This window comes from Streptomyces sp. NBC_01537 (assembly GCF_045040445.1).
GTDB lineage: Bacteria > Actinomycetota > Actinomycetes > Streptomycetales > Streptomycetaceae > Actinacidiphila.
Genome location: NZ_CP109392.1, coordinates 393,424 through 414,037, shown reverse-complemented (window position 1 = coordinate 414,037; position 20,614 = coordinate 393,424). Strand labels below are relative to the sequence as shown.

Sequence of the window (20,614 nt, the reverse complement as noted above, 5' to 3'; positions counted from 1 at the left end):
CTACGGGATCTCGACCCCGCCGGCTTCCGAGATGCGGTCGATCTCCGCGAGCTCGCCCGCGGTGAGCGGCGCGGACTCGATCGCGGCGAGGTTCTGGTCCAGCTGGGACACGCTGCTCGCGCCGATCAGGACCGACACCACCCGGGGGTCGCGCAGCACCCAGGCCAGGGCGAGCTGGGCGAGGGTCTGGCCGCGCTGCTCGGCGATCTTGTTGAGGTCGCGGAGCATGGTGAGCCGCTGCTCGCTGAGGGCGTCGCGCTTGAGGAAGTGGCCGACCGCCATCCGTGAGTCGGCAGGCACCTCGCCACGCAGATAACGGTCCGTCAGCAGTCCCTGGGCGAGCGGGGAGAAGGCGATCAGGCTGGTGCCGGTCTCGCCGATGGCGTCCAGGACGCCGGCCTCCAGGCCGCGGTTGAGCATGCTGTACGCGGACTGGTGGATCAGCAGCGGGGTGCCCAGCTCGCGCAGGATCTCCGCGGCCCGGCGGTGCTGGTCGGCGGGGTAGTTGGAGATTCCGGCGTACAGGGCCTTGCCCTGGCGTACGGCGGTGTCCAGGGCGCCCATGGTCTCTTCGAGCGGGGTGTCCGGGTCGAAGCGGTGGGAGTAGAAGACGTCGACGTAGTCCAGGCCCATGCGGCCGAGCGACTGGTCGAGGCTGGCGAGCAGGTACTTGCGGGATCCCCATTCGCCGTACGGGCCCGGCCACATGTCGTAGCCTGCCTTGGTGGCGATGAACAGCTCGTCGCGGTAGGGGCGCAGGTCGTCGCGGAACAGGGTGCCGAAGTTGGCCTCGGCGGAGCCGTAGGGCGGGCCGTAGTTGTTGGCGAGGTCGAGGTGGACCACGCCCCGGTCGACGGCGCGGCGCAGGACGGCGCGCTGGGTCTCCAGGGGAGCGGTGTCGCCGAAGTTGTGCCAGAGGCCGAGCGATACGGCCGGGAGGCGGACGCCGCTGAGGCCGCAGCGGCGGTATTCCATGGAGTCGTATCGGTCTTCGGCCGCGAGGTAGCTCACGCGAGGGCTCCTGGGTACGTGCTGTGAAAGAAAATGTGCGGGATTGGGAGGCTACAGGCCGCGCCCGGCTGAATCCATCACGTAGCGCAGCCCGCCCAGCAGGTGACGGCGGAAGTCCGGATCGGCGTACGACTGCCGGGAGTGGCCCAGCGCGGTGTAGAAGACCCGGCCGCCGCCGGGGGTGTCGCTCTCGCGGCACCACACCAGGGGGTGGTCGGCGCCCATGCCGCCGCCCTGGTAGGAGGATTCGTCGGCGGACGCGAGCACCCGCACCGAACCCCGGGGGCTGGCCCGGAAGTCGTACCACTCGTCGGTGAACGGCCAGCGCGGGCCCAGGTGCTCGGTGGCGGGGTGGGCGTGGTCCTCGACGGTGACCACGCCCGGCTGGAGGTCGGGGTGGCGGGCGAAGCGGGCGCCGAGCAGGTCGCCGTAGTACGGCCAGTCGTACTCGGTGCAGGCGGCGGCGTGCACCCCCATGAAGCCGCCGCCCGAACCGGTGTACTCCGTCAGGACCTTGCGGCCCGCGGGCGTGAGGACGTCGCCGCTGGTGGAGAGGAAGACCACGGTCCGGTACACGTCCGGGCCCGCCGCGAGGCCGTCGGCGAGGACGTCGGGGTCCTCGGTGGCCTCGACGGCGAAGCCGTTCGCGTCGCCGAGGGAGCGCAGCGCCGCGATCCCGTCGGGGATGGAGTCGTGGCGGTAGGCGGTTGTCCGCGTGAAGACCATGATCCGGGCTGAAGGCGGAGAGATCATGGCCCACACAGTAGAAGACGCTTTCTATCGTGGCCAGACGCAGGGCAGCGCGCGGTGGCCGTGGGAGATGAAGGAGCTGACCGGCTCCAGTTCCTCCGGCGGGACGGCCAGGGCGAGGCCGGGGAACCGCTCGAACAGGGCCGGCAGTGCGATCTCCGCCTCCAGCCGGGCCAGCGGCGCGCCGAGGCAGAAGTGCACGCCGTGGCCGAAGGCCAGGTGCTCCTTGCCGGGCCGGGTGACGTCGAAGCTGTCGGCGTCCTCGCCGTGTCGTCGCGGGTCGCGCCCGGCGGCGGCGTACGAGGCGAGGATCGGGTCGCCCCTGGCGATCGTGACCCCGCCCGCCTCGATGTCCTCCACCGCGTAGCGCAGCGGCAGGTGGGCCAGCGGTGCCTCGGTGCGCAGGGTCTCCTCGATGACGTCGCCCCAGGTGACCCGGCCGGAGCGGACCAGCTCCAGCTGTGCGGGGTGGGTGAGCAGGGCGTGGACGGCGTTGTCGATGAGATTGACGGTGGTCTCGTGCCCGGCGGCGATGATCAGCAGCATGGTGTCGAGCAGCTCGGACTCGCTCAGCGCGGAGCCGTCCGCCCCGTCTTCGGTGTCGCGCGCGGCGATCAGCGCGCTGGTCATGTCGTCGCCGGGCTCGGCCCGCCGCAGGGCCGCCAGCTCGTTGAGGATCGCGTACATCCGGTGGTAGTTCGCCAGTGACTCCTCGGGGGTGATCGAGGTGTCGAAGCCCCGGTCCACGCAGGTGCGCAGGCCCGGGCGCAGGTTCTCCGGGACGCCCATCAGCTCGCTGATCACCTGGATCGGGATCGGATAGGCGTATCCGGCCCGCAGGTCGGCCGGCTGTCCGTCGGGGGTGGCGGCCAGCTCGTCCAGGAGCCCGCCCGCGATCGCCTCGATCCGGGGCCGCAGGGCGGCGGTACGGCGGGCGGTGAAAGCCGGGGCGACCAGCCTGCGCAGCCTGCGGTGGCTGCTGCCGTAGGCGGTGAGCATGCTGGTGACCGCGACCCAGACGAACAGCGGCCAGTCCTGCGGGATCTCGCCCTTGATAAAGGCCGGCCAGTGCTGCCGGGCGTCCTTGGAGACGCGGGGGTCGGTCAGCAACTGCTTGAGTTCCTCCTGGCCGGTCACCGACCAGGCTTGGATCGCGCCGGGCAGTTCGACGCGGGTGACGGGGCCACGTTCCCGTAAACGGCTGCCTTCCGCGTGAATGTCGGTTCCGGCGGGGTCGAGAATCAGCGGAGGTTGCGAAATCGTCATGCACAAAACATGCACCGCGGAGCCGCTTTCCATGCGGCATCGGAGCAGTTAGGGACAAATCGCCCATGCGTGACGGGCGTCACTGGTGAAATACCGTGCGGAGTTCCGCTGTCACCGTGCGTCCATTTCGAGCCCGCCGGGTGACTCCATAAAACGGACAAGTTACGGACAGTCAGTGTTTTGTGTACGCAGAGCGGACACGTCTCACCGAAAGTCATCGAATTCTCATCCCCAGTTGCGGCTTTCTTGATCCTATGTTTGAGCGCCTTGCTCATGCGCGACACCGTCGTTTAGCTTCACAGTCCCGCAGGTCAAATACCCGCGGGATTCTGTCGGGCGGAACGCCTAATCCTGCCGCCGTCCGAGAGCCGGAACCTTTAGCACTTACGGCAGGAGCGGGGGACCCAGGTAATCGCCGTTCCATGAGGTCATGGCACGGCTAGGGGTTAAGTCGCTGCGCACCGACGGTAATTCGGTGTGCCCGCGGCCGGGCATCTCCAGCCCGAACCCGACAGCTTACCTCGCAGGCGTCGGAGAGGAATTCTGCATGCCCGCAAAGGGAAAGCACCGTCGCGTCCGTTCAAGCCGTCTCACCCGATTCGGCGTCGCCGCCGGCACGACCGGTGCGGCCATCGCGCTGCCGATGGTCGGCGCCACCGGCGCCCACGCGGCCTCTGTGAGCACCTGGGACAAGGTCGCCGCGTGCGAGAGCACCAATAACTGGAGTATCAACACGGGCAATGGCTTCTACGGCGGCCTGCAGTTCACGCAGAGCACCTGGGCCGAGTTCGGCGGCCTGAAGTACGCGGCACGCGCCGACCTCGCCACCAAGGCGCAGCAGATCGCCATCGCCGAGAAGGTCCTGGCCGTCCAGGGCCCGGGCGCCTGGCCCGTGTGCGGCCCCAAGGCCGGTCTGACCAAGGCCATGGCCGACACGTCGGGTTCCGCGGCCGCCGCCACGAAGACCACCACCACGACCACCGCGAAGAGCACGCCGAAGGCCACCACCAAGACCTCGTCGTCCGCGGCCTCTTCCTCGAAGAGCACGGGTGCGACCTACAAGGTGGTCAGCGGTGACACCCTCGCCGGGATCGCCGACGACCACGACGTCACCGGTGGCTGGCAGAAGCTGTACGCCGCCAACAAGAGCGTCATCGGCGGCAACCCGAACCTGATCTACCCGAACCAGGTGCTGACCCTCGGTCAGAAGGCCGCGGCGCAGAAGAAGGCGGCCTCCTCGGCCGCGAAGTCCTCCACCTCGACGACTTCGACCACGAAGTCCTCCGCCTCCGCCCAGAGCACCTCCTCCGGCTACACTCGTCCGGTCGACGGCGCCGTCCTGGGCACCGCCTACCACACCGCCGGCTCCATGTGGGCCAGCGGTTACCACACCGGCCAGGACTTCGTCGTCGGCACCGGCACCAAGGTCAAGGCCGTCGCCAACGCCACCGTCGTCTCCGCAGGCTGGGGCGGCGCGTACGGCAACCAGGTCGTCATCAAGCTCGCCGACGGCAAGTACGCGCAGTACGCGCACCTGTCCGTGATCTCGGTCTCGGCCGGCCAGAGCGTGTCCGTGGGCCAGCAGCTCGGTCTGTCGGGCGCGACCGGCAACGTCACCGGCCCGCACCTGCACTTCGAGATCCGCACCACCCCGAACTACGGCTCGGACATCGACCCGCTGGCGTACCTGCGCGCCCACGGCGTCAGCATCTGACACAAGCTGACCTGAGCCGATCTCAGAACGGCAGTCCCAAGGCAAGTGCCTGTCACCGCGGCGGCGGAGACAGGCACTTGCCTTTGTCCTGTGACCGAAACGGACCTCATATTTCCGGTTGTTGTTCCTTCTCGAACTGGCGATCAGTAGCCTCATCACATCAACTGCCGCCGTACGCCTGACGAGCTGGAGACACAGATGGTGGAGCGTCCCGCCTGGGCCCCGCAAGGCATCGACATCTCGGTGCCGAGCGTGTCCCGCATCTACGACTACTACCTGGGCGGTTCGCACAACTTCGAGGTCGACCGCGAGGCGGGGCGGCAGGCGATAGAGGTCTTTCCGGGACTGCCGAAAATCATGCAGGCCAACCGGGCGTTCATGCGCCGCGCCGTCAGATACGCGGTGGACCAGGGCGTCACCCAGTTCCTCGACATCGGCTCCGGCATTCCCACCTTCGGCAACGTCCACGAGGTCGCGCAGGCCGCCAGCCCCGGCGCCCATGTCGTCTACGTCGACCACGACCCGGTCGCCGTCGCGCACAGCCGGGCGGTCCTTGGGGGCAACGGCAGCGCCGACATCCTCGCCGCCGATCTGCGCAAGCCCCGCGACATCCTCGGCAGTGAGCCGGTGGGCCGCCTGCTCGACCTCGGCCGGCCGGTGGCCCTGCTGCTCATCGCCGTACTGCACTTCCTGGAGGACGCCGACGAGCCGCGCAAGGCAGTCGCCGAACTGCGCGACGCGCTGGCCCCCGGCAGCCTGCTGATCCTCACCCACGCCTCCGTCGACGGCGGCCCCCGCCGGCCGGAGCAGGGCGACCGGGTGGAGGGCGTCTACCGCAACATCGGCTCACCGCTGATCATGCGCTCGCGGGCCGAGGTGGAACGGTTCTTCGACGGCTTCGAGATGGTCGACCCGGGACTGGGCCCGATGCCGCTGTGGCGCCCGGACCCCGCGGACGGCGGCGACGAGGAAGCCGATCCTGCCATCTACACCGGTTTCGCGGGCGTCGGGCGCAAGGCGTGAGAGCCGGACAGGCCGACGACGGAGCCGACGGCCTCCGCCGCTTCGCGGCCATCTGGAGCCGCGCGATCTACCCGGCCACCGCCACCTCGATGACCCGCGCGGAGTTCGAGCAGTACCTGGTCCCGCTCGCCCAGGACCTCAGTGACGCGCTGCGGGCCCGCCCCTTCGACCCCAGACCCGCCGTCGGGGTCGGAGCCGCGCTGGTCGCCGCGCACTGCACCGACCCCGAGGCGCTGCCCCGGATCCTCGGCGTCATCGACGCGTACCTGCTGCTCTACTGCCCGCCGGGCGACACCGTCCCCACCGACGAGGCCCGCGCCCACTGCGCCCGCCTCCAGCACTGGACGGCCGCCGGCTTCGCGAGCGCCCTGCGCGAGCGCACCCTCTTCGAGCAGGAGGCCATCTCCCGCGCGGCCATGGCCGCCCGCACCGAGGCCGAGCAGGCGCTGTACGAGAGCGAGGCCCGCTTCCGGGCGGTCTTCGAGGGAGCCTCGATCGGCATCGGCATCGCCGACATGGACGGCAACATACTTGAGGTCAACGACGCCCTCACCCAGATGTTCGGCGGGCTGGAGCAGACCGTGCGCAGCCGCAACGTCAACGAATGGGTCCACCCCGACGACGGTCCCGGCACCTGGGAGATGCAGGGCCGGGTGGCCCGCGGCGAACTCGACCACTACAGCATCGAGAAGCCCTATCTGCGCCCCGACGGCACGGTGCTGTGGACCAACCTCACGGTCTCGCTGCTGCGCGACGCCGCCGGTGCCCCGCGGTACATGCTGGCCCTGATAGAGGACATCACCGAGCAGCGCCTGCTGCGCGAACGGCTGCGCTACGAGGCCACCCACGACGCGCTCACCGGCCTCGCCAACCGCACCCTGTTCTTCGAGCGCCTGGAGGAGGCCCTCGACCCCGCCGACGGGAGCGGCTCCGGCGCCGTCCGGCTCGGCCTGTGCTATCTCGACCTCGACGGCTTCAAGGACGTCAACGACAGCCTCGGCCACGCCACCGGCGACCTGCTGCTGGTGGCCGTCGCGGAACGGCTGCAGGCCTGCGTCACCTCGCCCGGTCAGCTGGTGGCCCGGATCGGCGGCGACGAGTTCGTCGCGCTGATCGTCGACCCGGCGGACCGCAACGAGGTCGCCGCACTGGCGGAGCTCATCCACACCGCGCTAGCCGAGCCGATCAGCGTCGACGGCCGGGATCTGTCCGTACGCTGCAGCATCGGCATCGTCGAGGGCCCGGCCGGCGCGCTCGGCCCGGCCGAGGTGCTGCGCAGCGCCGACATCACCATGTACCGCGCCAAGGCCGCCGGCGGAAACCGCTCCGCGCTGGCCGACCCGGACGCCGACGCCCGCGCCATCACCCGGCACGGGCTCACCAACCGGCTGCCGACCGCCCTGGAGCGCGGCGAGTTCTTCGTCGAGTACCAGCCCCTGGTCCGGCTCTCCGACGGCAGCGTACGAGGCGCCGAGGCCCTGGTCCGATGGCACCACCCGGTGCACGGCAGGCTCGGCCCGGACCGCTTCATCCCGCTGGCCGAGAGCACCGGCCTGATCGTGCCGCTGGGCCGCTGGGTGCTGGCCCAGGCCGCCCAGCAGGCCCACGACTGGCAGCTGCTGCACGCCGACGGCCCCCCGCTGCGGGTCAACGTCAACCTCTCGCCCTCCCAGCTGCACCATCCCGCCCTGGTCCGCGAGACCGTGGCGGCACTGGCCGAGGCCGGGCTCGAACCCTCCGCCATCTGCCTGGAGATCACCGAGAGCGCCCTGATCGGCGCCGACGAGGAACTGCTGCGCCCGCTGCGGCAGTTCGCCGAACTCGGCATGGACATCGCGCTGGACGACTTCGGCACCGGCTACTCCAACCTCGCCTCGCTGCGCCAACTCCCCATCACCACCCTGAAGCTGGACCGCTCCTTCACCCTCGGCATGCAGCACCAGCCGGTCGACCCCGTCGACGTCAAGATCGTCGACGGCATCGTCCAGCTCGCCCACACCCTCGGCCTGTCCGTCACCGTCGAGGGCGTCGAGACCGGGCTCCAGGCCGAGCACCTGCGCGTCCTCGGCTGCGACACCGCCCAGGGCTGGTACTACGCCCGCCCCGGCCCGCCCGACCGGCTGCACGCGCTGTCCCTGGTCGACGCGGGCAGCGCCTGAGCGGCCGTCGGCCGACTGGTTCGTCCCGAAGTTCCCCATTCCTCCGGTTCCGGCCGTGCCGAACGGGAAGGATGGGGAACAGGGTGAACGCCAATGAACAACCGCAACGACGCGACCGGCGGCGTCCCGCCGGACGACCTCGTCGACGAGGCGCGCACGGCCCGCGTCACCGTCGACGACGACGGCACGGTCACCGGCTGGAGCGAGGGGGCCCGGCTCCTGCTGGGCCACCGGGCCGAGGACGTGGTCGGCCTCCCGGCCGCCGCGCTCCTCGCCGGGACATCGACCGAAACCGGGATCGGGGACGTACGCAGCGCCCTCGCCGGCCTCCAGCGCTGGAACGGCACCGTGGGGCTGCTGCACCGCGACGGCCGCCGCCTTCAGGTCCGCCTCCTGGCCCACCACCACATCGGGGACGGCGACGGTGACGGCGGCACCGGCGAGTGGCTGCTGCTGTCGCCGCTCGACGGCGCCGACCCCCGCCCCGGGGACGAGGACCTGGCCCGCCTGGCCTTCGTCCAGTCCCCGTGCTGCGCCATGGCCCTGTACGACACCGGCCTGCGGCTGCGGCGGGCCAACCAGGGCATGGAGCGCGCCATGGCCCTGACCGAGGACGACATGCGCGGCCTGCGGGTCTCCGAGATCGTGGACCACCCCCACAGCGTCCGGACCGAGCGCGCCATGGCCGGCGTGCTCGCCGACGGCGAGCCCCGCTACGTCGAGAACCAGCGGCGCAGGCCCGGCGACAGCGGCGAACGAGCCTGGAACGTCTTCCTTGGCCCGCTCAGGGACCCCGACGGCGCCCTGCGCGGCGTATGCCTGTCCGCCCACGACATGACCGAGCAGTACTGGGCCAGGAAACGACTCCAGCTGCTCAACGACGCCGGGCTGCGCATCGGGACCGCCCTGGACGTCGAGCGGACCGCGCAGGAGGTCGTCGAGGTCGTCGTGCCCACCCTGGCCGACTACGCCAGCGTCGACCTGCTGGAGAGCGTCTACCGGGGCGCGGAACCCAACCTCGGGACGCAGCCGGAATCGGTGCTGCTGCGCAGGCTCGCCCACCACTCGGTGTACGAGGGCACCCCCGAGGCGACGGTCGCCGTGGCCAGTGTCGCGGCCCGCCCGCCCCACTCCCCGCCCGCCGTCGCCCTGGCCACCGGCCGGCCCGTCGTGCAGCGGCTCGACGACCCGGCCGTGCAGAGCTGGATCTCCTCCGAGATCGTCGGCGGGCGGCAGCGGGTCGAGGGATTCGGGACGCACTCGGTGATGGCCGTGCCGATGCGGGCCCGCGGCACCCTGCTCGGCGTACTCGTCCTCGCCCGGCACCGCAGTCCCGAGCCCTTCGGGCAGGACGACATCGTGCTCGCCTCGGAGATCGCCGCCCGGGCCGCCCTGTGCATCGACAACGCCTGCCGCTACACCCGCGAGCGGGCCACCGCCCTGACCCTCCAGCGCAGCCTGCTCCCGCAGGGCACGCCCCGGCAGATGGCCGTCGAGGTGGCCTCCCGCTACCTTCCGGCCGGTTCGGCCGCCGGCGTCGGCGGAGACTGGTTCGACGTGATCGCGCTGTCCGGTGCCCGGGTCGGCCTGGTCGCCGGGGACATCGTCGGCCACGGCATCCAGGCCGCCGCCGCCATGGGCCGGCTGCGCACCGCCGTGCGCACCCTGGCCGACGTCGACCTGCCGCCCGACGAGCTGCTCACCCACCTCGACGACCTGGTCGCCAAGGCCGCCACCGAGGAGGAGGACGGGGACGGGACCGTCGCCGGCATGGGCGGCGCCACCTGTCTGTACGCGGTCTACGACCCGGTGTCCGGCACCTGCACCGCCGCCCGCGCCGGGCATCCCGTACCGGTGGTGGTCAGTCCCGGCGGGGCCGGGCGCGAAGTGCGGTTCCTGGACCTGCCGGCCGGGCCGCCGCTCGGCCTGGGCGGCCTGCCGTTCGAGTCCACCGAGGTGGAGGTGGCGGAGGGCAGCCTGCTGGTGCTCTACACCAATGGACTGGTCGAGGCCCGGGACCGGGACCTCGACCAGGGGCTCGCCGTGCTGAGCGACGTCCTCGGGCGCCCGGACCCGACCCTGGAGGCGACCGTCGAGCGGATCCTGGCCTCCCTGCTGCCGGACCGTCCCACCGACGACGTCGCCCTGCTGGTGGCCCGTACCCGGGTGCTCGACCGCTCCCAGGTGGCCACCTGGGACCTGCCCGCCGAGCCCTCCGTCGTCGCCGACGCCCGCAAGGCGGCCGCCGGGCAGTTGGCCGCCTGGGGCCTTGAGGAGGCCCAGTTCACCACGGAGCTGGTGGTCAGCGAGCTGGTCACCAACGCCATCCGCTACGGCGAGGCTCCCATCCAGCTGCGGCTCATCCACGACCGCACCCTCATCTGCGAGGTCTCCGACGGCAGCAACACCGCCCCCCACCTGCGCCGGGCCAGGGCCTTCGACGAAGGCGGACGCGGGCTGCTCCTGGTCGCCCAGCTCTGCCGGGCCTGGGGGACCCGGCAGTCCTCCCGGGGCAAGACCATCTGGGCCGAACAGGAACTTCCCGTCGTCCTGTGAGCGGCGACGGGAAGTTCCCCGGGTCCAGGCGCTGTCAGCGCTGCGCGCCGAGCAGCGCGTGCAGCGAGGTCGTGCCCGCCGCCTTGGCGGTCCTCGCGGCCGCCGTGGCCGTCAGCGGCTCCGGATCGGGCAGCTTCTGGCAGGTGGCGTCCGCCGCTCGACGACCAGGCTGGAGCGCTTGAGCAGCCTGTGCACGGTGACGCCGCCGCTGTACGGGGTGGCCGCGTCGTCGGTGGCCTGGAAGAGCAGCACCGGCGGCAGCTTGCTGTTGGACACGTCGACCGGCTTGAGCGAGCTGGTCGGCCAGAAGGCGCACGGCGCGTTGTGCCAGGCGTTGTTCCAGGCCAGGAACGGCGCCTTCGCGTACACCTTCTCGGTGTCCCGGTGCCAGGTCTTCCAGTCCCGGGGCCACTTGGCGTCCCGGCACTGGACGGTGGCGTAGATGCTGAAGCCGTTGTCGCCGCCGGCGTCGACGGCCGCGAAGTCCTCGTACAGCGAGACCAGCGCGGCCTCGTCGCCGCTGTTGACGTACGCGGCGAAACCCGCCGCCAGATAGGGCCAGTAGCCGTTGTAGTAGCCTCGCCGCCGGCCGGGTGGGTCCGCAGCTTCTCGTGGACCGCGTACCAGACGTTCTCGATCTTCGCCGGGTCGGTGCCGAGGTGATACGTGGAGTCGTACTTGGCGACCCAGGCCATGAACGCCTTGTGGCGGGCGTCGAACGCGTAGTCCTGGTCGATGTTGTCGTCGTACCAGACCCCCGTCGGATCGACGATGCTGTCCAGCACCAACCGCCGTACGCGCTCGGGGAAGAGCTTGGCGTAGACCGCCCCGAGGTAGGTCCCGTACGAGTAACCGAGGTAGTTGAGCTTCTTCGCGCCCAGCGCAGCGCGGATCGACGATGTCCCGCAGCGCGCTGACGGTGTCGATGTACTTCAGCAGGGACTTGTACTTCGTGCCGAAGGCCTTGGCGAAGGAGGCCGCGCGCTTGACGCTGACCGCCTCCTCGGCCTTGGAGTGCGGTACGGGGTCCGGGCGGACCGGGTCGAAGTATCCGGGCACGCAGTCGAGCGCGGGAGTGCTCTTGCCGACCCCGCGCGGGTCGAAGCCGATGACGTCGTACTGCGCGGCGACCGCCGCCGGCAGCGAGGAGGCCACGACTCCGGCGAGCGTCAGCCCGTTGCCCCCGGGGCCGCCGGGGTTGACCACCAGCGGGCCCTGGTGCGACGTGGTGCTGCAGGCCGTCCAGGCGACGGACGGGCGCGCGGCCGCCGTGGACTGCGCCGTGGTCGGAACGCTGCAGATCCTTCCGCAAATGGCTGACCGGAAGGGGGAGTTCCTGTCGATTGACTGTGTGCCGCGCGGAGCATAGTGCAGAACTGGGCACGTGACGGGGGAAATTGCCACAAGTGCCTCGGACCGGCGCCCCGTTGCTAACGTTCTGTGCCAGCCAACCTACCGAACGTGGTGGCGAAGGGGATATCCGCGTGCCCGGAATTGACGAGTGCCTGACCGAGGCCATGGCCATCCCCGGCGTGCGCGGAGCGAGCCTGGTCGACTGGACCAGCGGGCTCGTCCTGGGCACCGCGGGGGAGGGCCCGGACGGCGACCACGAGGTCGCGGCCGTGGAGACCACCGAAGTGGTCCGGGCGGTGGTGGACGGCGGGTCGTTCACCACGACACAGACCGGCAAGGTCCCCGTCGAGGACATCATCATCACCGGAAGCGGCGGCTACCACCTCATGCGGTTCGTCGACACCTCCTTCGAGAGCAGCGTGTTCCTGTACCTCTGGCTGGACCGGGGTGAGGCCAACCTCGCGGTCGCCCGGTTCCGTCTCCAGGCCCTGGCCGACCGGCTGGTGCTGGTATGACCGCCCCAGGCGTGAGAGATATGACGGCCCGTCGCTTCGACACGGCCCTGGTGGAGCTTGCCGACGACCACGCCACCGGCGCCCTGTACGGCCGGGCGGGCGTGGTCTACCTCTGTGACGGCGTCGTGGTCCATGTCGAGAGCCCCTCGGCGCCCGATCTCGGCGTCCGGCTCATCGCCTGCGGACGACTGGACCCGGAGGTGTGGCGCCGGGCCGTCGCCGAGGCCGGACGCGACCGGCGGGTGGGCGGGTTCCTCGTCGAGCACGGCTGCCTGACCCGCGGCGAGCTCGAACTGTGCCACCTGGGAGCGGTGTTCGACGCCGGCTACTTCACCCTGCTCCCGGAGTCCCGGCCGACCCGCTTCCTCAGCGGCGCCTCCCACTGGCTCGGCCCCGTCAGACCCGTGCGGGCCGAGGTCCTGCGGCGCGAGGCCGGCCGCAGACGGGCGCTGCTCGACCGGGTCTGGCCATGGCCCGCCTCCGACGAGGAGCCGGTGGTGCCCCGCCCGGGCGGCGACGCGCACAGCGGGCACGGCACCGGTCCGACCCGCAGCCAGCGCGACGTACTGGAACTGGCCGACGGCTCGCGGACCCCGGCCCAGATCGCCTGGCTGCTCGGCCGCTCGGCCTTCACCACCGTGCTCGACGTACGCCGCCTGGCCGCGGCCGGTCTCATCGAGACGCCCCGGCAGCGCACCGCCGTACCGACCGCCCAGCGGTCCGCGCAGGACCGGCTGCCGCAGACGACGGCCCCCGACATCTCCCTGCTGATCCGGCTCCGCGACGCACTGGAGGCACTGTGAGCGTGCGGCGGACTCTCAGACAGCTTGCCGGAAGGAGACTGCCCATGACCACCGTGGAGCCCGAGGTGCTCGCCGAGCTCCGCAGCCTGCGCGCCAGAGTGCCGCATCTCACCGGCGGCCTCGTGGCCAGCACCGACGGGCTGGTGATCGCCCATGACACCAGCGGCATCGAACCGGACGGCGTCGCGGCGCTCACCGCCGCGGCGCTGGGCGTCGGTACCCGGCTCACCGACGCCACCGGCCAGGGCGGCTTCCGCGAGCTGATGGCCCGCGGCGACCTCGGTTACGTGGCGACGTACGCGGCGGGCCGGACCGCCACCCTGACCGTCGTGGCGGGCCCCGACACCAACGTGGGCCGCCTCCATTTGGAGGCCCGACGATCCAGCGGGCGCATCGGCGACCTGGTCGACGCCGCGCCCGACCAACAGGAGCGGAAATGACTCCACAACCACCAAGCACCGGACGCGGCCGCGGAACGGCCGGCGCCCGGCAACCAGCAAGGCAACGGAAAGGAAGCGAGACCCTGATGGCCAACACCGAAACCGCGCTCAAGGACCTGATGACCTCTATCGAGGGAGTCATCGGCTGCGCCCTGGTCGACTACAGCAGCGGCATGGCGCTCGGCACCCTCGGCGGCACCAAGGACCTCGACCTCACGGTCGCGGCCGCGGGCAACACCGACGTGGTCAGGGCCAAGATGCGGACCATGGAGATGCTCAACATCAAGGAGGGCATCGAGGACATCCTCATCACCCTCGGCTCCCAGTACCACCTGATCCGGCTCATCACCGGACGGGCGGGCAAGGGCCTCTTCCTGTATCTCGCCCTGGACAGGGAGCGGTCCAACCTGGCGATGGCACGCCACCAGCTCAAGCGCATCGAGGCGGAACTGGACGTCTGAGGCATCTGACCCACCGACCGGTTCGCGCGTGTGGGGCGTGCGTGCCGGACGGGGAGCGGCCGGACGGGGAGCGGTCAGCGGTGTCAGTGCCCGGTGTGGTCCTCCCCGGACTCCACCGATCCGCCGAGTTCCTTCTGCACCGGCGTCAGGGCCTCCGGGTCCGCCTCGACCACCCAGCGGGTGCCGACCAGATACGAGCCGCCGTACGGCTTCGCGTCCGTGAGCCAGGCACGCTGGCCGGACTGGGTGGTGAAGGTGAGCAGGATGTAGGTCGCCTTCGCCGTGGTGCAACTGGCCTGCCGCAGTTCCTCGCTGTCCGTCTGCAGCGACGCCGTGCAGCCGATGGCGCCCGCCATCTTCTTCAGGCCCACCGGTCCGCCGGTCGGGGCTTTCGCGTCCGACCCGGACCCGGATCCGCAGCCGGCCAGCGCGAGCAGGGCCACGGCCGTCGTTGCGGCCAGTCGTACGGTCCGTACGGTCATCGATCGCCCTGTCGAGGCTCCAAGGGTCTGCACCCGGCCGAGGCTAGCCGCTCAGCGGCCCGCGCCGCCGGGCCTGCGGATTTCCCGGTCCTGGGAGCGCACATATGCCAGAATGCGCCCCCGCGCGAGCAGAGACCGCCGATCGGGCACAGTCGTCACGCCGCAGCCCCGGTCAGGCCGCGCCGAGACCCGGCGGGAGAGACCATGGGCAGACGGTGACGACCCACGGCACGCCCGCCCACACCCTGGACGGACGCCGCCGCAGCGCCCGACAGGGAGGAGAGCGCCGCCATGCCCCAGGACGGCCGGCCACCGGTGGACCGACAGCTGCCCGGCGAGGAGGCCCGCGACCTGCTCACGCTCGTACGCGAGCTGGTCCGGCGGGAGATCAGGCCGAGGGCGGCCGAGGAGGAGGACGCGGGCACCTTCCCGCGCGGGCTCTTCGCCCTGATCGGCGAGGCCGGGCTGCTGGGCCTGCCCTATCCGCAGGACCACGGTGGTGGGGGACAGCCCTACGAGGTCTACCTCCAGGTCCTCGAAGAGCTCGCCGCCGCCCGGCTCACCGTCGGACTGGGCGTCAGTGTCCACACCCTCGCCTGCCACGCCGTGGCCCACTTCGGGAGCAAGGAGCAGCAGGCCGAGCACCTGCCCGCGATGCTCGGCGGCGCCCTGCTGGGCGCGTACTGCCTCTCCGAGCCCGCTGCCGGCTCCGACGCCGCCTCCCTGCGCACCCGGGCCGTCCACGAGGGCGGGAACTGGCGCATCGACGGCACAAAGGCGTGGATCACCCACGGCGGCGTCGCCGACTTCTACACCGTGCTCGCCCGCACCGGAGCCGAAGGGCCGCGCGGCATCACCGCGTTCCTCGTCCCCGGGGACGCGCAGGGCCTGCTCGCCGCCCCGCCCGAGAAGAAGATGGGCATGAAGGGCTCGCCCACCGCCCAGGTCCACTTCGACGGCGTCACCGTCCCCGACGACCGGCGCGTCGGGGAGGAGGGCCAGGGCTTCACCATCGCCCTGTCCGCCCTCGACTCCGGCCGGCTCGGCATCGCCGCCTGCGCCATCGGCCTCGCCCAGGGCGCCCTCGACGAGGCGCTCGAATACACCCTCACCCGGCGGCAGTTCGGCCGCCCGCTGGTGGACTTCCAGGGCCTGCGCTTCATGCTCGCCGACATGGCCACCAGGATCGAGGCCGGCCGCGCCCTCTACCTCGCCGCCGCCCGGCTGCGCGATACGGGCCTGGACTTCTCCCGGCAGGCCGCCATGGCCAAGCTCTTCTGCACCGACGCCGCCATGCAGGTGACCACCGACGCCGTGCAACTCCTCGGCGGGTACGGCTACACGGCCGACTTCCCCGTCGAGCGGTACATGCGCGAGGCCAAGGTCCTGCAGATCGTCGAGGGCACCAACCAGATCCAGCGGATGGTGATCGCCCGTCACCTGGCGGGGCCCGAGAGCAAACCGTAGGGCCTCACAGCCCGTCCGGCGATTGAGGACAACCGCCGGACGGGTCCGTACGTACGGTCTACGCGGCCCGCTGCAGCGGCACCCGCAGCGGCCGCGAGCCCGCGCCGCCCACGTGCGAGAAGGGCTGGGTGCGCCAGTCCAGGCCGGCCGGGAGCGTCAGCAGCGAGGCGAGGTCGGACTCGTCGTCGCCGTCGGCCGCACCGGTGGCGGGCGTCGCGTCATGCGCGGCACGGCCGGACCCGGGGCAGACCGTCAGGCCGAAGGGGTTCCACGGCGTCGGGCACAGCGCGTGCTCCGGCAGCACGTCCTCGTCACCGAGGAGCGCGATGGGACGGGCGCAGTCGGGGCAGGCGACCCGGAAGATGTCCAGGTCCTGCGCGTCGTCGTCAAAGCCGTCCTCGGCGTCCTCCGCCTCCGCCGTGACCAGCTCGAACGCCGGGGTGCGTTCGTGCTCCTCCTCGACCGCGGCCAGACCTCGTTCGCCGCCGCGGCTGGACCGTGCATGGGTGCGCATAGATGCATTCCCCCTCAGGATGGGCGCCCTCAGCGGGGCCGGCCGGGCATCTCGGCCCCGGCCATAGCGAGCACTTCCCGCCCGCCGCCCCGGGTAATCACCGGCGTACCTGTGAGCGGGAACACGGGGTGTGGCCTTCGTCACACCGCCCGCCGGGCGGGCCTTTCGCGCCCCCGCGGGCGCCTGTTCGCGCTGTTTGCGCCCTACGTTCCCCGCCCCTACGGCCCGCCCCAACGGGCCAGCGTGCGGGCGGTGTCGGCGCCGAGCGGGGCGGCCGGCCGTGCGGCCCGGCGGGCACGGGGAGCGAGCACCGGGAAGACGCCGCCGGCCGTCTCCACCTCCCAGCCGCCCGGGGACCGGCGCCGCACGGTGTGCGGCTCGGCCGGGCCGAGCGCGGCCAGCGCGGTGACCTCGCGCATCGAGACGTCCAGCAGACACGCCCGCTCGCCGCGCAGCGCCGCCGCGGCGGCCACCGCGGCGTGCACCCCGGTCAGGGGATCGGCCAGGGCGTCGCCGCACGGCAGCACGGCGTCGGCCCCGGCGTCGGCCCCGGCCTCGGCGTCCCGGACGACCAGGCCCGCGGCGGCCGCGACGTCGTCGCCGAAGCCCACGCGGCCTGCCCAGGGACCGGTGCGGCCGTACGCGGTGATGCTCAGCCAGGCGGTGCCCGCCGCGACGGCCTCCTCGGCGTCGATGCCGAGCTGACGAAGCGCCCGGGGACGCGAGGACTCCAGGACGAGATCCGCCTGCCCGATGAGCCGCAGCAGCGCGTCCCGGCCCCCGGGAGACGCGAGATCGAGCGCCACCGAGGCATGGCCGGAGTGCAGCAGGTCGTAGAAGGCGGGCGCTCCGGCCCGGGCGCCGTCCGGCCGGCCGGGGCTCTCGACCTTGATCACCTCGGCCCCGGCCAGGCCCAGCAGCGACGCGCACAGCGGGCCCGCCCACAGCGCCGTCAGATCCACCACGAGCGGGCGTGCCCGGCGGTGCCGGCGCGGCCCGCCGGGGGTGCTCACCAGCCAGCCCGGCCGCTGCTCGGCCTGCTCGTCCCCGGCCTGCTCGTCCCCGGCCGCGCCCGGTGCGGGGGGCACGGCGGCGGCGGGGATGCCGAGCAGCTGCGCCCTGCCGGCCACCGCGGCGGAGGACCGGCCGAGCGCCCAGAAGGCCAGGGCCGTCCATTCCTGGCCCTCCCCGACGGCGCCCTCCACCAGCGCCGGGACGCTCTCGCGGTCGTCCGGGCGGGCCAGCGACACCCCCGCCCAGCCGTCCCGCGTGCGCAGCGCCCGGAAGGAGCCGCCGGCCGACCACGGCCCCTGCCGGGCCAGGCCCATCAGGGCCGCACGCTCACCCAGCAGCCCCGCACCGGGCAGCGCGCGGGCGCCGCTCAGCACACCGAACGCCGCCAGCGCACCGCGCACCGCGCTCGCCGGCGCCCCCGGCGCGGCCAGCGGAGGGCCGCCGGGCCGGCCGGTGAGCGCCATCGCCCCCGACGCCGCCCAGTCCGCCAGCGCACTGCCACCGCCCGGTGCCAGGCCGGGCAGCCGGTCCGGGACCGCCTCGCCCAGCGTGGTGAGCAGCCGCGCCGCGTGCCGCGCCGCCGGACCGTCAGAGATCGGCACAGGCGTCGACCAGACCCCACCGCAGCGCGGTCCGCACATCGACCCGTTCACCGCTCAGCACGAGATACGCCGTCCGCCATCGCCCGATGCGCCGCGTGACGCTCACCGTCCCGCCGGCCCCAGGCACGAGCCCCATGCGCAGCTCGGGAAGCTGGAAGTACGCGTCGCCCCGCGCCTCCACCCGCCCGGCGAACGCGGGGATCTCGATACCCGCGCCGATGCAGGCACCGTGCACCCGGACCCGTACGCGCTCCGCGCAGCGGTGCACCGAGTGCCCGGCGCTGCGCCGCAGCCGGATCAGATGCGCGGCGGTCACGTCCGGGGTGGTCCCGAACTCGTCGAGGTCGCCACCGCTGCAGAAGGACGGACCGTTCCCGCTCACCTCCACGCGCGCCACCGTCGGATCCAGGCGGGCCAGCTCCAGCGCCTCCACGAGCCCGTCGCGCACCCCCCGGCTGAAGGCGTTGTGGCGGGCGGGGCGGTTCAGGGCGACCCGCAGAACCGGGCCCTCCCGGTCCAGCAGCACCGGCTCCTGCCCGGCACCGGCACCGTCATCCGCCGGGCGCCGGGGCGTGCGGGCGCGCCACCGGGCGAACTCGGGACCGGCCAGCAGCATCGAGTAGGCCGTCGACTCCGCGACCAGGCCGTCCGGCACGTCGAGCCGCTCGGTCAGCCGGAGCAGCCCGGTCAGTGTCACGGCCGCGACCGGCGAGGCGTTCGCGTACGCCGCCACGGCGCCGGCGGCCGCCGCAGGGTTCTCCACGCCGACCAGGGCAGCGGAGCGGTCCTCCTCGGCGAGAGGGACAAGAGTGAAGGCCAGAGCTTCGGCGACCGGTGCCAGGGCGGGATCCAGCGGTCCCTTGCCGACTCCGATCAGCACGCGCTGCGCCGTGGTAGCGGCCTGCGCCGCGGCGAGGGCAGCGGCAGGGCTCCCGGGCCCGTCCAGGTCCACGAGGGCCAGCGGCTCCACGGGCTGTCCCACCGGGGACAACTCCAGAGTCCCGGCCCCGTCGGCGAGCTCTTCGAGGGTGATCATGCGTCCTGCCAGACTGCTGAGTTCCCGTACAGTACCCCGGCACTCCCGGACCGGCGCGGAAGGGGCATCGGTGAACCGGATCCTCCTGCGCGACGTCGGGCTACGGGACCGCCGCGCCGATGTGGCCGTCTCCGCCGACGGGCGCATCGCCGCGATCGGCGCCCTCCGCCCCCGCCCCGGCGACCGGGTCGTCGACGGGCACGGAGGCGCGCTGCTGCCCGGCCTGGCCGACCGGCACGTACACCTGATGGCCCTGGCCGCGTCACTGGACTCGGTGGACTGCGGGCCGCCCGCGGTCCGCACGGCCGACCGGCTCGCGGCGGCCCTGCGCGCGCCCACGAACCGGGCGTGGATCCGGGGGGTGGGCTACCACGAGTCGGTGGCCGGCCCGCTGGACCGCGACCGCCTCGACGCCTTCGTGGCCGCCCGCCCGGTCCGCGTCCAGCACCGCAGCGGCGCCCTGTGGACGGTGAACAGCGCCGGCGCCCGCTTCCTCGGCCTCGACGACCCCGGCCCGCCGCTGCCCGCCGGCGTCGAGCGTGATGCCACCGGCCGCGCCACGGGCCGGCTCTGGCGGCTCGACGGCTGGCTGCGCGAGCGCCTGGGCCCCGCCGAGGTCCCCGACCTGGCGGCGGTGGGGCGGCTGTACGCCTCGTACGGCGTGACCGCCCTCCACGACGCCACCCCCGATCTGCCCGACGACACGGCGGCCGAGCTGACCTGCGCCGCCCGCGACGGCCGCCTGCCGCAGCACCTCACGCTGCTCGGCGCCCCGGGCCCGGGGCCGCAGCCGTACAAGCTGCTGCCGTCCGATCACGACCTGTGGCCCTACGACGAACTGCTGCACCGCGTCCGAACGGCCCGGGGGAGCGGCGGCCGCCCGGTCGCCGTGCACTGCGTGACCCGCGAGGCGCTGATCCTGACCCTGGTCGCCCTGCACGAAGCGGGTCCCGTCCCCGGCGACCGGATCGAGCACGCGGCCGTCGTACCCCCCGAACTCCACGCGGACATGCGGGAGCTCGGCGTCCACGTGGTCACCCAGCCGGTCTTCGTCGCCGAGCGCGGCGACACCTATCTCGCCGAGGTGGACCCCGCCGACCTGCCGCACCTCTACCCGTACGCCTCCCTGCTCGCCGCCGGCATCCCGGTCTCCGCCTCCAGCGACGCGCCCTACGGCAGCCCCGACCCCTGGGCCGCCGTACGGGCGGCGCGCGACCGGCGCACCCCCGCCGGCCGGGTGCTTGCGCCCGCCGAGCGGGTCGCGGCGGCGACCGCCCTGACCGGGCTGCTCGCCCGCCCGGCCGTCCGGCCCGGCGACGACGCGGACCTGTGCCTGCTGCACGTGCCCTGGCAGGCGGCTTGCGAGGCCCCCGACGCGGCCCTGGTCCGCATGACACTGCGCCGGGGCGAGACGGCGTACGGCGAAGCCCCTGAGTGACGCATACGAC

17 protein-coding genes, 1 pseudogene and 1 riboswitch are annotated in these 20,614 nt (G+C 72.8%); of the genes and pseudogenes, 10 read left to right on the top strand and 8 right to left on the bottom strand.

Annotated features, from left to right (window positions below):
- The 3 genes from OG607_RS02155 to OG607_RS02145 are packed head-to-tail and all read right to left on the bottom strand — an operon-like array spanning position 1 to position 3,027.
- On the bottom strand, positions 1-1,011 hold the full coding sequence (locus OG607_RS02155; protein ID WP_405717974.1) for an aldo/keto reductase: 1,011 nt from the start codon (positions 1,009-1,011) through the stop codon (positions 1-3).
- 51 nt (positions 1,012-1,062) lie between these two features.
- On the bottom strand, positions 1,063-1,764 hold the full coding sequence (locus OG607_RS02150) for a ThuA domain-containing protein (protein ID WP_405717972.1): 702 nt from the start codon (positions 1,762-1,764) through the stop codon (positions 1,063-1,065).
- 24 nt (positions 1,765-1,788) lie between these two features.
- Positions 1,789-3,027 (bottom strand): cytochrome P450, encoded by a 1,239-nt coding sequence (locus OG607_RS02145; protein ID WP_405717969.1) that lies wholly within the window; start codon positions 3,025-3,027, stop codon positions 1,789-1,791.
- 356 nt (positions 3,028-3,383) lie between these two features.
- Positions 3,384-3,570, top strand: a riboswitch (cyclic di-AMP (ydaO/yuaA leader).
- A gap of 4 nt (positions 3,571-3,574) precedes the next feature.
- On the opposite strand from OG607_RS02145, the gene OG607_RS02140 reads away from it, so the two are divergent.
- The 4 genes from OG607_RS02140 (at position 3,575) to OG607_RS02125 (ending at position 10,479) form a co-directional block, all read left to right on the top strand.
- Positions 3,575-4,741, top strand: coding sequence for a transglycosylase family protein (locus OG607_RS02140; RefSeq protein ID WP_405717966.1), 1,167 nt, complete (start codon positions 3,575-3,577; stop codon positions 4,739-4,741).
- A gap of 201 nt (positions 4,742-4,942) precedes the next feature.
- Positions 4,943-5,764 carry an SAM-dependent methyltransferase gene (locus OG607_RS02135; RefSeq protein ID WP_405736480.1) on the top strand — a complete coding sequence of 274 codons (822 nt, stop codon included), beginning with the start codon at positions 4,943-4,945 and terminating at the stop codon, positions 5,762-5,764.
- Positions 5,761-7,923, top strand: coding sequence for a putative bifunctional diguanylate cyclase/phosphodiesterase (locus tag OG607_RS02130; protein WP_405717964.1), 2,163 nt, complete (start codon positions 5,761-5,763; stop codon positions 7,921-7,923). The genes OG607_RS02135 and OG607_RS02130 overlap by 4 nt, the downstream gene beginning before the upstream one ends.
- A gap of 93 nt (positions 7,924-8,016) precedes the next feature.
- A complete protein-coding gene (locus OG607_RS02125) occupies positions 8,017-10,479 on the top strand; it encodes a SpoIIE family protein phosphatase (protein ID WP_405717962.1) in 2,463 nt (820 codons plus the stop codon).
- Positions 10,480-10,513: 34 nt separating this feature from the next.
- On the opposite strand, the pseudogene OG607_RS02120 reads toward OG607_RS02125, so the two are convergent.
- Positions 10,514-11,853 (bottom strand): annotated as a pseudogene (locus OG607_RS02120) (alpha/beta fold hydrolase).
- A 110-nt stretch (positions 11,854-11,963) separates the two neighbouring features.
- Between OG607_RS02120 and OG607_RS02115 the strand changes: the two are divergent.
- The 4 genes from OG607_RS02115 (at position 11,964) to OG607_RS02100 (ending at position 14,051) form a co-directional block, all read left to right on the top strand.
- The gene (locus tag OG607_RS02115) at positions 11,964-12,347 is read left to right on the top strand and encodes a hypothetical protein (protein ID WP_405717960.1); all 384 of its coding nucleotides are present in this window, start codon (positions 11,964-11,966) and stop codon (positions 12,345-12,347) included.
- A gap of 20 nt (positions 12,348-12,367) precedes the next feature.
- Positions 12,368-13,150, top strand: a complete 783-nt coding sequence (locus tag OG607_RS02110; protein ID WP_405717958.1) for a transcriptional regulator — start codon at positions 12,368-12,370, stop codon at positions 13,148-13,150.
- Positions 13,151-13,194: 44 nt separating this feature from the next.
- Complete coding sequence (locus tag OG607_RS02105; protein WP_405717956.1) at positions 13,195-13,590, top strand: roadblock/LC7 domain-containing protein; 396 nt, start codon at positions 13,195-13,197, stop codon at positions 13,588-13,590.
- Between the two features lie 86 nt (positions 13,591-13,676).
- Positions 13,677-14,051: a hypothetical protein gene (locus OG607_RS02100; RefSeq protein WP_405717953.1), complete on the top strand. Its 375-nt coding sequence runs from the start codon at positions 13,677-13,679 to the stop codon at positions 14,049-14,051.
- An 83-nt stretch (positions 14,052-14,134) separates the two neighbouring features.
- On the opposite strand, the gene OG607_RS02095 is transcribed toward OG607_RS02100, so the two are convergent.
- Complete coding sequence (locus OG607_RS02095; RefSeq protein WP_405717950.1) at positions 14,135-14,533, bottom strand: hypothetical protein; 399 nt, start codon at positions 14,531-14,533, stop codon at positions 14,135-14,137.
- A gap of 291 nt (positions 14,534-14,824) precedes the next feature.
- Between OG607_RS02095 and OG607_RS02090 the strand changes: the two genes are divergently transcribed.
- Positions 14,825-16,000, top strand: coding sequence for an acyl-CoA dehydrogenase family protein (locus OG607_RS02090; RefSeq protein ID WP_405717947.1), 1,176 nt, complete (start codon positions 14,825-14,827; stop codon positions 15,998-16,000).
- A 58-nt stretch (positions 16,001-16,058) separates the two neighbouring features.
- Here OG607_RS02090 and OG607_RS02085 read toward each other — a convergent pair whose 3' ends face one another.
- The 3 genes from OG607_RS02085 to OG607_RS02075 form a co-directional block, all read right to left on the bottom strand.
- Complete coding sequence (locus OG607_RS02085; RefSeq protein ID WP_405717945.1) at positions 16,059-16,514, bottom strand: hypothetical protein; 456 nt, start codon at positions 16,512-16,514, stop codon at positions 16,059-16,061.
- A gap of 218 nt (positions 16,515-16,732) precedes the next feature.
- A complete protein-coding gene (locus OG607_RS02080) occupies positions 16,733-18,130 on the bottom strand; it encodes a CoA transferase (RefSeq protein WP_405717943.1) in 1,398 nt (465 codons plus the stop codon).
- Positions 18,117-19,166, bottom strand: a complete 1,050-nt coding sequence (locus OG607_RS02075) for an enoyl-CoA hydratase/isomerase family protein (RefSeq protein ID WP_405717941.1) — start codon at positions 19,164-19,166, stop codon at positions 18,117-18,119. The genes OG607_RS02080 and OG607_RS02075 overlap by 14 nt, the downstream gene beginning before the upstream one ends.
- A 70-nt stretch (positions 19,167-19,236) precedes the next feature.
- On the opposite strand from OG607_RS02075, the gene OG607_RS02070 reads away from it, so the two are divergent.
- Positions 19,237-20,604: an amidohydrolase family protein gene (locus tag OG607_RS02070; protein ID WP_405717938.1), complete on the top strand. Its 1,368-nt coding sequence runs from the start codon at positions 19,237-19,239 to the stop codon at positions 20,602-20,604.
- Positions 20,605-20,614: the final 10 nt, after the last annotated feature.

Bases quoted from the DNA above. Each gene is read 5' to 3' on its own strand.
- OG607_RS02150 (WP_405717972.1), bottom strand. From the start codon at position 1,764: ATGATCTCTCCGCCTTCAGCCCGGATCATGGTCTTCACGCGGACAACC.
- OG607_RS02145 (WP_405717969.1), bottom strand. From the start codon at position 3,027: ATGACGATTTCGCAACCTCCGCTGATTCTCGACCCCGCCGGAACCGAC.
- OG607_RS02140 (WP_405717966.1), top strand. From the start codon at position 3,575: ATGCCCGCAAAGGGAAAGCACCGTCGCGTCCGTTCAAGCCGTCTCACC.
- OG607_RS02125 (WP_405717962.1), top strand. From the start codon at position 8,017: ATGAACAACCGCAACGACGCGACCGGCGGCGTCCCGCCGGACGACCTC.
- OG607_RS02110 (WP_405717958.1), top strand. From the start codon at position 12,368: ATGACGGCCCGTCGCTTCGACACGGCCCTGGTGGAGCTTGCCGACGAC.
- OG607_RS02105 (WP_405717956.1), top strand. From the start codon at position 13,195: ATGACCACCGTGGAGCCCGAGGTGCTCGCCGAGCTCCGCAGCCTGCGC.
- OG607_RS02100 (WP_405717953.1), top strand. From the start codon at position 13,677: ATGGCCAACACCGAAACCGCGCTCAAGGACCTGATGACCTCTATCGAG.
- OG607_RS02095 (WP_405717950.1), bottom strand. From the start codon at position 14,533: ATGACCGTACGGACCGTACGACTGGCCGCAACGACGGCCGTGGCCCTG.
- OG607_RS02090 (WP_405717947.1), top strand. From the start codon at position 14,825: ATGCCCCAGGACGGCCGGCCACCGGTGGACCGACAGCTGCCCGGCGAG.
- OG607_RS02085 (WP_405717945.1), bottom strand. From the start codon at position 16,514: ATGCGCACCCATGCACGGTCCAGCCGCGGCGGCGAACGAGGTCTGGCC.
- OG607_RS02075 (WP_405717941.1), bottom strand. From the start codon at position 19,166: ATGATCACCCTCGAAGAGCTCGCCGACGGGGCCGGGACTCTGGAGTTG.